This window comes from Glutamicibacter sp. NPDC088483 (assembly GCF_044753145.1).
Lineage (GTDB): Bacteria > Actinomycetota > Actinomycetes > Actinomycetales > Micrococcaceae > Glutamicibacter.
Genome location: NZ_JBIVMP010000001.1, coordinates 348,212 through 363,640 on the forward strand (window position 1 = coordinate 348,212; position 15,429 = coordinate 363,640).

11 protein-coding genes and 4 tRNA genes are annotated in these 15,429 nt (G+C 57.9%); 5 read left to right on the forward strand and 10 right to left on the reverse strand.

Going from position 1 to position 15,429, the window contains the following annotated elements:
• The first annotated feature begins 6 nt into the window (after window positions 1–6).
• The 3 genes from ACIP6G_RS01645 to ACIP6G_RS01655 all read left to right on the forward strand — a co-directional run bounded on the left by ACIP6G_RS01645 (window position 7) and on the right by ACIP6G_RS01655 (window position 2,093).
• The gene (locus ACIP6G_RS01645; RefSeq protein ID WP_105656837.1) at window positions 7–906 is read left to right on the forward strand and encodes a J domain-containing protein; all 900 of its coding nucleotides are present in this window, start codon (window positions 7–9) and stop codon (window positions 904–906) included.
• A 44-nt stretch (window positions 907–950) separates the two neighbouring features.
• On the forward strand, window positions 951–1,412 hold the full coding sequence (locus tag ACIP6G_RS01650) for a tRNA (cytidine(34)-2'-O)-methyltransferase (RefSeq protein WP_105656838.1): 462 nt from the start codon (window positions 951–953) through the stop codon (window positions 1,410–1,412).
• 123 nt (window positions 1,413–1,535) lie between these two features.
• Window positions 1,536–2,093, forward strand: coding sequence for a hypothetical protein (locus ACIP6G_RS01655; protein ID WP_400288317.1), 558 nt, complete (start codon window positions 1,536–1,538; stop codon window positions 2,091–2,093).
• Window positions 2,094–2,184: 91 nt separating this feature from the next.
• Here ACIP6G_RS01655 and ACIP6G_RS01660 read toward each other — a convergent pair whose 3' ends face one another.
• The 4 genes from ACIP6G_RS01660 to ACIP6G_RS01675 form a co-directional block, all read right to left on the reverse strand.
• Entirely contained in the window at window positions 2,185–2,946 is a 762-nt protein-coding gene (locus tag ACIP6G_RS01660; protein ID WP_105661499.1) for a PIG-L deacetylase family protein, read from the reverse strand.
• Window positions 2,943–3,887: an electron transfer flavoprotein subunit alpha/FixB family protein gene (locus ACIP6G_RS01665; protein ID WP_400288319.1), complete on the reverse strand. Its 945-nt coding sequence runs from the start codon at window positions 3,885–3,887 to the stop codon at window positions 2,943–2,945. The genes ACIP6G_RS01660 and ACIP6G_RS01665 overlap by 4 nt, the downstream gene beginning before the upstream one ends.
• Window positions 3,888–3,899: 12 nt before the next feature.
• On the reverse strand, window positions 3,900–4,721 hold the full coding sequence (locus tag ACIP6G_RS01670; RefSeq protein ID WP_400288321.1) for an electron transfer flavoprotein subunit beta/FixA family protein: 822 nt from the start codon (window positions 4,719–4,721) through the stop codon (window positions 3,900–3,902).
• A gap of 190 nt (window positions 4,722–4,911) precedes the next feature.
• Window positions 4,912–6,450 (reverse strand): S1C family serine protease, encoded by a 1,539-nt coding sequence (locus tag ACIP6G_RS01675; protein WP_400288322.1) that lies wholly within the window; start codon window positions 6,448–6,450, stop codon window positions 4,912–4,914.
• Window positions 6,451–6,769: 319 nt separating this feature from the next.
• Between ACIP6G_RS01675 and ACIP6G_RS01680 the strand changes: the two genes are divergently transcribed.
• Window positions 6,770–8,755, forward strand: a complete 1,986-nt coding sequence (locus ACIP6G_RS01680; protein WP_400288324.1) for a TPM domain-containing protein — start codon at window positions 6,770–6,772, stop codon at window positions 8,753–8,755.
• Between the two features lie 70 nt (window positions 8,756–8,825).
• Window positions 8,826–9,557: a PspA/IM30 family protein gene (locus ACIP6G_RS01685; RefSeq protein WP_105656844.1), complete on the forward strand. Its 732-nt coding sequence runs from the start codon at window positions 8,826–8,828 to the stop codon at window positions 9,555–9,557.
• 116 nt (window positions 9,558–9,673) lie between these two features.
• Here the strand turns inward: ACIP6G_RS01685 and ACIP6G_RS01690 are convergent.
• The 6 genes from ACIP6G_RS01690 to ACIP6G_RS01715 all read right to left on the reverse strand — a co-directional run bounded on the left by ACIP6G_RS01690 (window position 9,674) and on the right by ACIP6G_RS01715 (window position 15,229).
• A tRNA-Met gene (locus tag ACIP6G_RS01690) sits at window positions 9,674–9,747 on the reverse strand.
• 358 nt (window positions 9,748–10,105) lie between these two features.
• Window positions 10,106–10,179: transfer RNA gene (locus ACIP6G_RS01695), tRNA-Met, on the reverse strand.
• 262 nt (window positions 10,180–10,441) lie between these two features.
• A tRNA-Met gene (locus ACIP6G_RS01700) sits at window positions 10,442–10,515 on the reverse strand.
• 464 nt (window positions 10,516–10,979) lie between these two features.
• Window positions 10,980–11,053: transfer RNA gene (locus ACIP6G_RS01705), tRNA-Met, on the reverse strand.
• A gap of 62 nt (window positions 11,054–11,115) precedes the next feature.
• Complete coding sequence (locus ACIP6G_RS01710) at window positions 11,116–14,151, reverse strand: UPF0182 family protein (protein WP_105657496.1); 3,036 nt, start codon at window positions 14,149–14,151, stop codon at window positions 11,116–11,118.
• Window positions 14,152–14,281: 130 nt separating this feature from the next.
• Window positions 14,282–15,229: a PDZ domain-containing protein gene (locus tag ACIP6G_RS01715; RefSeq protein ID WP_400288327.1), complete on the reverse strand. Its 948-nt coding sequence runs from the start codon at window positions 15,227–15,229 to the stop codon at window positions 14,282–14,284.
• Window positions 15,230–15,429 lie beyond the last annotated feature (200 nt).

Here is a 15,429-nt window from a genome sequence, read left to right on the forward strand (position 1 = left end):
CGTTCAATGAGTACACCAAGCCCATACGAAATTCTTGGTGTCGCGCCTACTGCGAGCATGGAAGATATCAAGGTCGCTTACCGAAGGGCCGCTCGCGCGACCCATCCCGATCTCGGTGGCAGCGAAGAAAAGTTCAAAGAAGTACAGCGCGCTTTCCAGCAGCTCAGCGAGATGGCGTCTCCGCTGGGTTATGAGCAGACCTTCCAGTCTCCGGGCAACGCTCCACGCGCCGGGTTCAGCGCCCGTCCTTTTGACGAGCGCCTGCGCAAGAGCCCTCAGCAGCCCAAGGCGCAGTTGCCCACCGAATATGTTCCACCGTTCTCGGATACGTCTCCTACATTGCTGGACAGAAAAGTCTGTGAGCAGCGCGTTCATGGAGAACCCCGAAAACGCGGTCTGTTCTCCAACCGTGCACGGCTGATCCGCGAGGCGCAGACCATCAACCTGCTTTCCAAGAACGTCCTGAATATCTTGCCAGCTGCCCGTTTGGTCAACGGCCTGCGTTCGCCCGCGTCGGGGCACTACGATCATGTGCTGATTGCCGGTTACCGCATGGCGGTGATCAATACGATGACTCTGCCCGATGGCTACTATTCATTCGATGGCAATGTCTTGCGCCACGGCAATAAACTGACGCAGCCTCCGCAGTTCTCCATCTCCGGTTTGCAACGGCAATTCATGCAGATGAACGTAGTTGCGTTCACCTTGGTGCTTTCTGCCAACGGCAATCACCACGAACCGGTCATTGAGTACCGGCGCAATGCCGATCCAACACTTGCATCGACTCCGAATGTGCTCAATGCAGCGGGATTGATTCGCGAGTTGAAACTCTTCTTGGGCTCTGGCCCATCGCCGAATGTCGTCGATCGCCTAGCCCTGGCGCAGTTACGTGAAGCGATGTACTAAGGTCAATGGCCTATTTCTTGTTGGTGAGAGCTTAAACTGGTTGAGTGTTTCGTATCGTTTTCAATGCCCCAGAGATCCCGGGTAATTCCGGCAACGCTATCCGACTAGCCGCCATCACCGGCGCAGAACTGCATTTGGTCAAGCCATTAGGCTTCAACTTCGAGGATGCCAACCTGCGTCGCGCAGGATTGGACTACCACGATCTGGCTTACGTCACGGTGCATGAAAATCTTGACGCAGCCTTTGAAGCACTGGGAGAAGGCCGGGTCTTTGCCTTCACATCCGAAGGAACTACTGTCTATTCGGATATCAGCTACGAGGCCAGCGACATCCTGCTCTTCGGCCGTGAATCGGTTGGCTTGAGCGCAGAAGACAAGAAGCATCCGCGCATCAACGACCTGGTCCGCTTGCCGATGCTTCCAGGCCGCCGATCGATGAATCTGGCCAATACCGCTTCGGTGGTAGCATTCGAAGCTTGGCGCCAGCACGGCTTCGCTGGCGCATAAAGTACCAGCCAGCCCGCGCCACGCATACAGCTTTACCTAATCTTTATAAAGTAGGCTCGAGTCTGTACCCGCAGTTTTCGGGTATTGAACTGTGCCGACTACATTTCGGGAGAATCCAAGACAATGAACGGTAGCTATTCTCAGCACCGCGACGAGCCCCAGGACGAGAACCTGGGTCTAGATCTGGTGAGCCAAGTGGCCAGCAGTTCACGTGCAGCCAAGAAAAAGCCTAAGCGCTGGATCTTCGCTGTCACGGGACTTGCCATCATCGTTGTCCTAGCGGTGGTCATTTTCTCCCTGCTCAATGGAGGCACCAAGGCGTCCAAAGCATCCAAGGCCGATGATGCAGTCACCGAGACCGTCGAATTGAAGAGCGGCGGCCAAGCGGTGCTCAGCTCGTCGAAGTCCGAAAGCGCTGTGGGTGTCGAGCTCTCCGAGCTGCCTGCCCTGGACGGTTCGGAACAGTACGTTGCATGGGCCGTGCATGAGTCCGGCAGCGTCTCCGTGATCGTTTCCAGCACCGGTGAAGATGCCGCGGCTGGGCTGTCTCCAGCTGAAGATGTGATTGCCCTCCACATCACCATTGAGGGATCCAAGATCCCTGACGCTCCATCTGAAGATGCTGAAGCATCGGTCGACCTGCCACTGGCTCAAGACAAGGCAACGGAAGACGAGAGCTAGCAGCTCACCTCTGGCCAGCCAAAAAGTTCGGGGCGAAGATCAATTCTTGATCTTCGCCCCGAACTTTTTCCGGTCTGCTTTGCCTGGATACTCAGAACCCGGCTATCGTGTCGCGGGCGTTCACGGCAACTGCGTGGAATGCTTCGGCAAGCTTGCCCTTTCCCAGCTGGCCACGCTCGGCGTTTTCCTCGCACTGCTGCAAAACGTAGTTTTCCATGGCGGCAACATCCGGGTGCTGGGTGAAGTGCGAACGCAAGGCGTCCATCTTCTTCTCGAAGAATTCGGTGATGTCCACATAGGCGTTCTCGCGTTCCTGCGGAGCCCCGCACAACCAGAGCCAAGGCACCTTGTAGGCTTCCAGTCCTTCGCCATGCAGCAGCTCCGGGTAGGAGAACGGATTCTCCACCGCCGGGTAGATCGCACGGGTGACCGCTTCACCGCAGGCCAGATGGTCTGGGTGCGAGGCCTGTATCCGATCCCACTTGCGCTCCGGGTGCATTGCAATCACGATGGTTGGCTTCACCTGGCGCATCAGCCGGACCACCTTGCGCATGACATCGTGGTTGGCTTCCAGGAAGCCATCGCGTTCGCCAAGGAAGTGGACCGTTTTCACACCCACCTTGGCGGCGGCCTGTTTCTGCTCTTCGTGGCGCAGCTTAGCCGTTTCCTCAGGATCCCGGTCATCAAAACCGCCGGCGTCGCCGTCAGTCATGATGCAATACTGAACCTCTGCCCCCGCCGCGGTCAGGGCCGCTACCGTCCCGGCTGCCCCAAAGTCCAGATCATCGGGATGGGCGCCGAAGGCCAGGACCCGTTGGGCGCCTGCACCAATGAATTGCGCTGTATCGATCATGCCTTGCGACGTCGAATCTCTTTGGCGGCCTGCGGCAGGACCTTGGCCAGGTCACCAACGATACCCAGGTCTGCGATCTCGAACACCGGGGCGTCGACATCCTTGTTGATCGCGATGATGAACTTGCTGGTCTGCATTCCGGCCTTCTGCTGTATCGCTCCCGAGATGCCGGCAGAGATGTACAGCTGCGGTGCGACGGTGGCACCGGTCTGGCCGATCTGCGCATCGTGCGAGATCCAGCCGGCATCGGTAGCTGCACGAGAAGCGCCCACGGCAGCTCCCAGGGCATCGGCAAGGTCTTCAACCGGGCCGAAGTCTCCGTTGACACCACGACCACCAGCAACCACGACGCGCGCTTCGGTCAGGGCAGGTCGATCACTTGCGACTTTCGCCTCCGTCGCAGCAATCCGGACCTTGGCATCGTTGGAGTTCTCCAAAGCCAATTCCTCAACTGCCAAGGCGGTGCTGGAGGCCGCTGGCGCGTCTTCGATGCTGTTCGGCTTCAAGGTGGCAAACAGGGTGCCGTTGGTTGCCCTGGCCTGAACGCTGTAGCTTCCTGCCAGTTCATCCTTGGTAGCTACAAGATCCCCGCTGATGCCAATGACGTCGGTGATAATCGCACCGTTGCGGCGCACAGCCAAACGGGCACCGAGCTCACGGCTGAAATTGTCATTAGCAAGCAAGACCAATTCGGCGGCAGTAGCCTGCACGGCTGCGTCAAGCACAGAAATTTCGTGCTGGCCGAAAACTGGGGCATCGCCGGAGGCGGTGAATAGCTTCACCACGCCATAGGAAGCGAGAACCTGCTGGGCTTCGTCGCTGACTTGGTTGGCAACGGCCACGGCCGGGTTCTCGAAACCAGAGACCAGGGTCAGCAGTTCGCGCTGGGCTTTGGAGGGAGCCGCGGAAAGCTCAGTGAAAAATACTAGTGCTGAAGGCATGTTCAATATTCCTTAGATCAGCTTCTGTTCGGCCAAGAAATCAACCAAGGCGATACCTGCCTGGCCGCTGTCGTTGATGACCGTTCCGGCTTCGCGCGCAGGGCGGGCTTCAGCTGCGATAACTTCGGTGTTCGAGCCGAGGACGCCGACCGCGGCTGCATCCAGGCCGATAGCGGCCAGGTCCAGCTCGGTGACAGTCTTCTTCTTGGCAGCCATGATGGCCTTGAAATTCGGGTAGCGCGGCTCGTTGGCCTGGTCGGTGACCGAGAGCACTGCCGGCAGGTTCGCCTTCAGGGTCAAAGTGCGGTCCAGGTGATCACGCTTAATGGCCAGTTCACGCTGTGCGGCATCGAACTCAACGGCCAGCGCGTGAGTCAGCTGCGCAAAGCCCAGCCGTTCTGCGAGCTGGGCTGGAACGACCGAGGTTTCAGCGTCGGTCGAGGACATCCCGGTAATAACCAGGTCCACGTTGCCGGCATGCTCAACCAGCGCCGCAAGCGCTTTCGACGTGGCGACGGTGTCGGAACCGGCCAAGGCGTCATCGTTCAGATGCAGCCCTGAGCTGGCACCCATCTGCAGGGCCTTCTTGACGGAGTTGCCCGATCCCTTGCCGCCCATGGTCGCGGCGATGACTTCATGCCCGGCGGTGAATCCGCCGTTGGCTTCCACGATGGAAACAGCAGCTTCCACGGCGTATTCGTCAAGTTCGGAGAGTACTGATTCTGCACGGTCAAGGCGCAGCGTTCCCGAATCGATATGACGGTCAAATTGAACATCTGGGACGTGTTTGACCAGGACCACTATTTTCAGTGGAGTGGTGCTTTCCTCGCTCATTCGCGCCTTCCTACGAGCTTCGATGCCCGCACCGGTGCGGGGCACCGGGGCAGGCTAATTCCTTCAGTGTCTATCGTATCGACACAATGCAGTTCACTGGGTGTTTATCGCTCTCAGATCAACAAGTGACGCGGGCTAGTCGATCACCAGCCCGCGACACTTGTTTCACAGCGTCATCATGACGATTTGTTTAGTTATTTGACAGCGCTCCGACAGTTGCTGTTGCGGTCTGTTCCTTGCCATTGCGAAGGTAGCTGATTTCCACTTCTCCCCCGGCGGGAATCTCTCGGATGGCCGCGGTCACGGTCTGCGAGTCCTGGACTGCACGGCCGTTGACGCCGGTGATCACGTCACCGGACTTCAGGCCGGCCTTATCAGCTGCCGAGTCAGGGCTAATTTCAACAACGCGGGCACCCACCGAGAACGCCGAAGCGTTCTGCTGGTTGGATCCAGCTGCGCCCTGCGGGGTCACCGTGGCTCCGAGCAGGCCGTGGGTAGCCACGCCGTTATCGATCAGTTCCTGGGCAACACGCTTTGCGTAGTCGATAGGGATAGCGAAGCCCACGCCAATCGATCCGCCTTCTTCACTGTTACCTGCCGAGGCAATAGCAACGTTGACACCGATGATTTCACCATTGGCGTTGACCAATGCGCCGCCGGAGTTGCCGTGGTTGATCGCCGCGTCAGTCTGGATGACGTTTACGTAGATCGAACCGCTTGAACGCTGCTGCTCTTGTTCCTGTCCCGGGAACTGGAAGTTGAATTGGTTGCCATCCCCGCCCTCGCTCTGGTCACTTTCCTTCGGAACGGCCGAAGAAGCGATGGAGATGGTGCGGTTCAAGGTGGAAATGATGCCGTCGGTGACGGTGCCGCTTAGACCCAGCGGCGCGCCGATAGCGACAGCGGTATCCCCGACATTCAGCTCGGCCGAGGAACCCACGGTGGCAGGCACCAGGCCGTCGGCCTGGATATTGATGACTGCCAGGTCCGATAGAGGATCTGTGCCTACCACGGTGGCACTATGCACTGAACCGTCGTTCATCTGGACCGAAATTTTGGGATTGGCAACTTCGCCACCCAGGGTAACCACGTGGGTGTTGGTCAGAATATTGCCCTTGTCGTCCATGACGATGCCCGATCCGGAACCGCCCGAACCGTTGCCGGAAACCTCGATGGTCACCACGCTGGGGCTTGCCTTGGCGGCAGCCGCGGTGACTTCGGTGACCTTGTCCGGGTTGTTGATCACCACGCCCTCACGCGGCGAACTGCTCACCGAGGAAGACCCCGCGTCGTCATTCATCAGGTAGGTCGTGCCAGCGGCAGTGACGCCACCTACCAAGGCCGCGGCAACCATTCCGGCGATGAGCGTGCTGCCAGAGAAGGACTTCTTGTCCTTGGAAGGCTTCTCGGGCGGGATCGGGTAATTCGCAGGCTCGTTGGACGGAAGGCCGTAAGGGGAACCGTAGGGAGAGCCGCTCTGGACTTGCTGGGCGTCGGAATTCTGTCCGTGGGAGTGGGCCGCGTTCTGCGTTCTGTCAACGGACGGCGCGGGGTAAACGCTGGTTGGATTCTCGCTGGCGCTTGGAGCCTGATTCACTCGCGGGTAGCGCACCGTAGGTTCGGCCGAAGCAATTGGGTCGTTATTGGTGTCGTTAATTGGCTCTGCTGAATCTGGCTCTGCTGAATCGCCCGCATCGTTCCCACGTGGCTCATTCGGTGTCTGGCTCATGGCTTGCCTCTTTCGAACTGTCGAATCTCTTGAGTTCTATTATCCAACTCTGGTCTGTGGCATCGAATTGTGGTGTCTGAGCACCGGCTGTGAGTTAACTATTCTGCCAGCTGAATGTCGTAGACGTTGTTCATTAGGGCAAATAGAATCAATCATAAGTGTGAACCCAATCTCGGGGATCACCAGATCGGGATTCTCCCGATTTTAGATTGACTGATGCATTTCAGGTGGGGAACAAGACATGCGTATGAAAGCTCGACGGCTCATTGCTGGAGCAATATTGGCAACGGTAGCCTCTTTCGGCTTATCGGCACCTGCGATGGCTGAATCGCCTGTAACGATTCCACCTGGCGACTTCGTCGTCGATTCTTCAGGCGTGCTCGGCTCCGACGAAGCGCGTTTGGAATCCGAAATTAAGGAACTTCGCAGCAATACCGGACTAAACCTGTTTGCGATATTCGTCGACGAGTTCTCCAACCCAGACCAGGCAGATCAATGGGCTGCCGAAGTTGCCAACCAAAAGGGTTTGGGCAGCGCTGACTCCATCCTGGTGGTGGCAACCGAGACCCGCCAAGCATATTTTGCTGGCGCCGAAGGCGGTCCGATTGCCAAAGCCGATACTGAAATCTACAGCAGCCAAATCAGCCCGGCACTCAGTGAGAAAAACTGGGCCGGTGCAGTCGAGGGGGCCATCGCTGGCATGCGCAGCGTTGAAGGTGGAGGCAGCCCAGATGGTTCATCCTCTGGCGGTGGTTTCCTAACCGTCGTACTGGCCATTGGTGCCGTTGCTGTGGTTGGGTTCCTTTTCCTTTCACGGCGCAGCAAGAAGAAGAGCGCGCAGCTCGGCCAGAGCCAAGGCCAACACCCAGGACAGTACGGCGCCCCTGCTCCGCAGCAGCAACTGGTCCCCCTGGACAAGCTCCGTTTGCAGGCAGACCAATTGCTGGTGGCTGCAGATGACTCGATCCGTTCTTCGCAGCAAGAATTGGGCTTCGCCGAAGCACAATACGGCAAGCAGGCTGTCCAGGTCTATGTGGAGGATATTGAACAAGCCAAGAACCACCTGACTGAATCTTTCCGCCTGCAGCAGCAGTTGGATGACGATATCCCCGATACCGAGCAAGATCAGCGTTCATGGTTGAATGAAATCATCGACCGTTGCCAGAAGGTCAACAGTTCCCTGCAGGCCCATGCCGACGAGTTCAAGCAATTGCGCCAGCTGGAGCAGAATGCCGAGGATCGCATTACAGAGGTATCGGCGAACCAGGAACCGCTCAACCAGAGGCTGTCGGCCCGCGTGGCAGACTTGGAACGCCTTGCCGGCCAATATGACGCCAGCGCAGTATCGCAGATCAAGGACAACGCCGACCAGGCCGCCGAGCGCCTGACCTTTGCTTCTTCCGCCTTGAAGCAGGCATCAGAGAAACTGGCCACTGACCGATCCAATGCCGCGATCTTGATCCAGAATGCGGAAGAAGCCCACGACCAGGCCGATGTACTGCTCAAGGCCATCAACAAGGCTGGCGAAGCCTTGGGGCAGGCCCAGCAAGACTTGAAGTCCGCAATGGCGCTGGCCGAACGCGACCTGGCTCAAGCGAACGCCTTCGTGGGCAACGGAGCAAATCCCCGCCTTTCCAGCGCCGCGGCCGGTGTCGAAAGCACTCTGGCGAATACCAAGCAAGCACTGAGCAGCGGCAAATACAACCCGCTGGCTTTGATCACCCAGCTCGATGAGTCCGTTCGCCCGCTTTCAGAAGCTCTTTCAAGTACGCGTAACCAGGCCCAGCAGGAACAATCAGCCCGTGCACAACTGGATTCGTTGCTGCACACCGCAGCGTCGCGCATCAGCGGTACCGACGATTACATCCGTGCCCGTCGCGGCGGCGTCCGCTCTTCAGCTCGAACCCGCCTTGCTGAGGCCCAGCGCACCTTCGATGAGGCGCGCTCGCTTTCTGGCAGCGATCCGCTGCGTGCTGTAGGTTCCGCACAGCGTGCCATTCAGCTAGCTGACCAAGCTGCGCAGATGGCCGAAAGCGACGTTAGCGGATTCGACGGCTTCGGCGACTCGCGCGGTTACGGGAACTACGGCCGTGGCCGCGGGGGCGGGATGTTTGATGGCATCGGTGGCGCGATGCTCGGAGGCATCCTGATCAATACCATCCTCGGCGGCGGAGGCCATGGCGGTCATTCCGATGGCGGCGACGGTGGAGGTTTCTTTGGCGGGGGCGGCTTCGGTGGCTTCGGTGGCGGCGGAGGCGGCTTTGGAGGAGGTGACTTCGGAGGCGGAGGAGGCGGCAACTTCTAGCTTGCCGGACCAGTTTCACCAGAAGGTTTCAAGTTCATAGTGTTTTCTTGACGGACAGAAAGGTCCAACCATGATCAAGCAGTCAATCTTCGGACGCATTTCCCAGTTGGCCAAGGCCAATATCAATGCAATGCTCGACTCAGCTGAAGATCCCCAGAAAATGATGGATCAGATGGTGCGCGACTACAACGACAATATTGCTGAAGCAGAGCAGGCGATTGCCCAGACCATCGGCAACTTGCGCATGCTGGAAGACGACTTCCGCGAAGACGAGCAGGCAGCTTCCGAGTGGGGCAACAAGGCTCTGGCAGCATCCAACAAGGCAGAAGAGTTCCGTGTTGCAGGCAATGCCGATGATGCCTCGAAGTTCGACAACTTGGCTAAGGTCGCCATCCAGCGCCAGATGCAGGCCGAGTCCGAGATGAAGACCGCCGAGCCGACGATCGCTTCGCAACGCGAGATCGTGGACAAGCTCAAAAGCGGCTTGAACATGATGAAGGAAAAGCGTACCGAACTGGCAAGCAAGCGCGACGAGCTGGTCGCCCGTTCCAAGTCGGCACACGCTCAAAACCAGGTCAATGAAGCCATCAAGTCCGTGAACATCATGGATCCGTCCAGCGAAATTGGTCGCTTCGAAGAAAAGGTTCGTCGCGAAGAAGCCCGCGTTCGCGGTGCTGCAGAATTGCAGGCATCAAGCCTGGACTCCCAGTTCGAGTCTTTGGAAGATCTGGGTGAGCAGACCGAGGTGGAAGCCCGTCTGGCCGCTCTGAAGGCCAAACAAACCGATGCTTTGGAGAGCTAAACTTTCTGCTCTCTGAACTGTCTCAATTGGCTGGCATTGCGAAAGCATTGCCAGCCAACTTCATTAATGCTTAAACCAAAAGCGGAGACCCTTCCGGATCTCCGCTTCCACTTTCGTGGCGGGGAGAGGATTTGAACCTCTGACCTCCGGGTTATGAGCCCGGCGAGCTACCGAACTGCTCCACCCCGCGTCGGTAAATACAACATTACCAATCAGTGAATGACTTGGCCAATCCTGGGATAGTGCATTGCGTCACCAAGAGACCCCTGGCTCGTGAAGCAGGGAAATCGCCCCACTCCCCACGGCATCTCCCCAGGGGCAAGGGAAAACTTTTCAGGACCATCCGGCGGGCTCGAAACAAAATCAACGCCATGGGTCCGCTGCCTGTCCGCCTCGGCCCAGTGGATGCGGACATATTAGTTGCTCCCCCATCGGGAAGTCGATCATGTGCCTACTGGCGCTTGGCCACGCTCACCCGTTGGCGCCGTCCTGAGAAATCCGGTTAAACCAAAAACGGAGACCCTTCCGGATCTCCGTTTCCACTTTCGTGGCGGGGAGAGGATTTGAACCTCTGACCTCCGGGTTATGAGCCCGGCGAGCTACCGAACTGCTCCACCCCGCGTCGGTAAATACAATATTACCAATCAGTGAATGACTTGGCCAATCCTGGGATAGTGCATTGCATCACCAGGACACCCCTGGCTCGTGAAGCAGGGCAACCGCCCAACTCTGCACAGGTTCTCCCCCGGATGAAGGGATTGCTTTTCAGACCCATCCGGCGAGCTTGAAATAAAATCAACGCCGCGGTCGCCCATTGGCGCAGGCCTGAGAAGTCCGGTTAAACCAAAAACGGAGACCCTTCCGGATCTCCGTTTCCACTTTCGTGGCGGGGAGAGGATTTGAACCTCTGACCTCCGGGTTATGAGCCCGGCGAGCTACCGAACTGCTCCACCCCGCGTCGGTAAATACAACATTACCAACTGGTGAACTCAATAGCGAATCGAAAAGAGTGTCCTTAATCGCACTACGCCTAAATGTCCGACCTGATCCGAATTATCCTTTGGTTATATCCAGATGCCTCGGCCCGGCGTTACCCGGGTTTCAAAGACCCCAGGGTCTTCCGCCGCATGATTGCACACTCCGGCGGGTAGCCCGTCGCCACAAGGTGCCTGAGAGTCTGCTGCGATCACCCTAGCCCGCTCAGGGGAAGATTCTCGGGCCTTCCAGCGCCCGGGGCACTGCGGTCGGCCTGGAACTGCGTCAGCCTTCGGCCCCAACTTACACATATGCCGACGACCGCCCCCCTCCCGTACATGGGTTGACGGCAGTTCCCGCATCAATTCACGGGTACTGATCCGGCAACGGGCAACTTGCAGATTAACACAAAATGGAGATCCGTTAGAATCTCCATTTTGCCATTCGTGGCGGGGGCAAGATTTGAACTTGCGACCTCCGGGTTATGAGCCCGGCGAGCTACCGAACTGCTCCACCCCGCGATGACTAGACAATTCTTGCATCATCGCGGAGTGAAAGCAAATCGGTCAGCTGGTGCTAGTGCTTAGCCTTCAGCACCGTCCTGGGGTGCTGGCGATTGGGCTGCGTCCTGATTTTGTCCGTCGTCCAGTTTCACATCCCCGTCAACCTCGGTGCCGTTGATGGCCGCATCTGCGTCCATCGCGCGGGTCAAGGCATCCTCCAACTGCTTCTGCGATTCGCCGTAGGCTCCGAAGTCACTCTTGGCCAGCGCTTCCTGGCCATTCTTGATGGCTTCATTCGCATCAGCCAGAGCTTCGGAGAGCTTCTGGGTATCAGTCTTGGTTGGTTCCTTCTCGCCCTTTGGATCATCCTCTGGCGTAACGCCTTCGGTCTCACCAGTCACTGCACCGGACTCACCGCCGAAGACCTCATCCAGTGCTTCAGCCAAGGTATCGGCGAAGCCAACCTTGTCGCCGAAGGAAACCAGGACCTTACGCAAGGTCGGGTAGCTGGTCTGTCCCGAGGACTGAACGTAGACCGGCTGAACGTAGAGGATACCGCCGCCAACTGGCAGCGACAGCAGGTTGCCGTTCTTGACCTCCGAAGCACCCTGACGCAGCAGGTTCAATTCAGTGGTCACGCGTGTGTTGGTATCGAAGTTCTGCTGTGCTTGGCCTGGGCCAGGAACCGCAGTATCTCGTGGCAGCTCGAGCAGGCGCAGCTTGCCGTAGTCTTCGGCCTTCGCCCCAGGTTCGGAGCCGGCATCGGCGTTGGCCGAAAGGAAGCCGAAGAGCACGTTGCGCTGCTGGCCGTTGGCCGCGGCAGCAGGGATAAACGTCGAGGTCAGCGAGAACGACGCTTCATCCTGGGTCGGCATCTTCAAGGACATGAAGTATGGCGGCTGCTTCACGCCAGCGGCGGATGAGGTCGGATCATCCGGTACAGCCCACGCATCGTTGGACTCGTAGAACGCGTCCGGGTTGTCCACGTGGTAGGTGGTTAGCACTTCGCGCTGCACCTTGAACATGTCCTCAGGGTAACGTACGTGCTCCATCAACTCAGCCGACATGTCATCCAACGGGTTCAATGCCGTAGGGAAGACCTTCTGCCAGGACTGCAGGATCGGGTCTTCGGTGTCCCAGGCGTAAAGCTTGACCGTTCCGTCATAGGCGTCGACGGTGGCCTTCACCGAGTTGCGCAGGTAGTTCACGCGGCCGGTCAAAGACAGGTCCTGCGCATTAGTCAGCGAGTCGGTCACTGCCGAGTCCAATTGCTGCTGCTGCGAATACGGGAAGTCGTTGGAGGTGGTGTAGCCATCGATGATCCACTGCACGCGGCCATCAATGATGGCAGGGTACGCCTGGGAATCCAACGTCAGGTACGGAGCAACCTTGCTCACGCGATCTCGAGGATCACGATCGTAGAGGATCTGCGATTCGCTATTGACGTTCTGTGAGAGCAAGAGGTCAGTGGAGGCGAACTTCAGTGCGTAGACCAAGCGGTTGAACATGTTGCCAACGTTCGGACCGCCATCGCCCTGGAAGGTATAGCGGGTGTCTTGGTTCTCGCCACCGGTACCTGGACGGTCAAGTTCCTGGTCGGTCCATCCCTCATCCGGCCCGCCGACAATGGAGTAGGACGGAGAATTCTCACCGAAGTAGATCCGCGGCTCGTAATCCTCGTCGGTAATCAAATCACCAGAGGTCGGGATGCCACCGAGCATGAAGTCCGGACGACCACCGGCAGCCACGCGGTTACCGTAGGCAGCCACCAGGCCGTAGCCATGGGTGTAGTTGATGTGCTGGTTCACCCACGTGTCGGTTGGGTCCACGTTCACTTCACGGGCGGCAATAACGGTATCTTCCACCTTGCCGTCGATCTCGTAACGGTCGACGTTAAGGGTCTCGGCGAAGGTGTAGTAGCCGCGGAACTGCTGCAGCTGCGCGAAAGCAGCCGAAACCAGGTTTGGATCCAGCAGGCGGATATTCGCGGTGGTTGAGGTTTCCTCGGCCAGCGCATTCTTCTCAGTCGAGATCTTCGCATCGTAGTCAGTAACTTCGACATCGTCGAGACCGAAAGCCAAGCGCGTCATTTCGATGTTGCGCTCAATATAGTCGCTCTCCAACGCCCTTTGGGAAGGGACCACCTTGTACTGCTGGATCAGGAACGGGTAGACGCCGCTGGCAACGATCATCGTTGCTACCAGCATGGCGGTGCCGATCAATGGCAAACGCCAGCGACCGTTGATTGCCGCAATCACGAAGGTGATGGCGATAAGGACTGCCACAATGGCCAGAATCATCTGTGCAGGGATGACAGCGTGGACATCCTTGTACAGTGCACCGGCGACACGGCCGGACTGGTCGGTGAGGGTCTCGTACTGGCCGATCCAGAAGTTCACAGCCTGGAAGATCAAGAAGACTCCGACAACAACTGCGGTGTGCACCCGAGCGGCCTTGCCAACGGTTATGCCGCCACGCTCTTCAACGCGGATTCCGCCGTAGAGGTAGTGGGTCAGCAGACCAGCCACGCCGCTGAGCAGCACGACCGAGATCAGGAAGCCGTTGACCAGTGCGATGAATGGAAGGGAGAAAACGAAGAAGCCCAGATCCATGTTGAACTGGGGGTCAGTGCTACCGAAACCGACCTGGTTGAAGAACAGCAAGATGGTCTGCCACTGTCCGGCCACGGCAACGGCAGCGAAAATGCCGATCACCAATGGAATGCCAACCATCAGGAATCGGCGGACTGGTTCCAGCTGGGCCTGGTAGCGCGACATGGAATCAGGTCGGGTCGAGTTTGGCGCATAGACAGGGCGGTGCTTGTAGGCACTGCGCATCGAGAACCACATTGGAACCGCCATCAGCACCAAAGCGATCAGGAAGATCACTAATTTGGAGATCCGCTCAGTCCAGTAGACCTCGGAGAAACCCAGCTGGTTGAACCAGAGGATATCAGCGTAGAAATTCGACAAGAAAACGAAGACTGCGACGAGAATGACCACCGCGAAGATGGTCAGGGTCAGCGGCGAGGCTTTCTTGCCCGAAGGGTTGGAAGGTCGTTGTGGTTCTTGGGGCCGCGGCGGACCCCCGAACGGACTATCCGATCCGAAAGACACTATCTATTCCTTACTTTGGGTTCTTCCCGTTGTTCCCAACAAGAGAACTCGTGTACCTAATTCTTGGACGGGCGTTGTGTACGAGACTGGTTTCCTTGCATCACATTCTTCCCTTGATGCCCGGCTAAATCTATTCGCATGTCGTGAAAGTCGCCGGGTCTTCACCTGCGGCGATCTTCTCCAATGCCTGGCGAGCTTCTGACAGGGTTGCAACCTTGATGACATCCAGTCCGGCAGGAATACGCCCTATGGCTTCAGCGCAGTTGTCGGCTGGGGCCAAGAAGACGGTTGCTCCGGCATTCTTAGCCGCCACCATCTTCTGGGCGATTCCACCGATTGGACCGACCTTGCCATCGGCTGAAATCTCACCGGTACCCGCGATGTGGTGGTCCCCCGCCAATGAGCCTTCCGTCAGGCGGTCAATGATCGCCAAGGCAAACATCATGCCGGCGCTGGGACCGCCAACATTTTCCAACCCGAAGCTCACATCGATAGGGAACTCGTATTCGTTGCTCAGGAAGACACCCAACTGGCGTTCGCCATTCTCGGCTTCCTTGGTGTTCACAGTGACATCTACGTCGCTGTAGACGCCATGCTTATCCGGTCTGCCAACGGTCAAGGTTGCTGGTTCTGCACCGCGGGAATTCAGTTCTTCCTTCAGCTGTTCCAGCGAAGTGATCCTCTCTCCTTCGAATTTCAGAAGGCGATCCTTGGGCTCAAGCACTTTTTCATTCGTGCCGGTGGAGAACTCAGCGACCGTAAGCCACTCGGTAAAGCCCTGATCCAGCTCGGCCAAAGCCGCTGCCACAGCCAAGTCCTGCGATGAAGTCATCATGAAATCATTTTGTTCATTCTTCTCTTCCGAAGAGACACCACGAGAAATGATGGTTTCTTCAGGAACTAGATCCTTGGCCGGATTGACCAATGCTTCAAGTACGACAGGTATGGTGATTCGGTTCTGCCCGCCACCCTGGACGTAAATGGTCAACAGATCCAAGACGCTCTCCGAAGGGTATGACTGGGCTCCCTTGATGGAGACCACATCGTGCCCGTTGTCCTCGCCAAGAGTGTTAAACACTGGGCCAGGCGACCGGATCATGAAATTCGTCGGGAGAAACATCATGACGCCGATCAGGAGGAGCGCAACGACGCCGGAGCTGGTGCGTTTCATGGTTTTGGAACCTCGCGGAGTACGGCTGGAATCGCCTGGCTCCAAAGTCGAGTCTTGTGGTTCCTGTACGTGCACTGATCCTGCTCCCGCCAACTGTCAAAAAATAC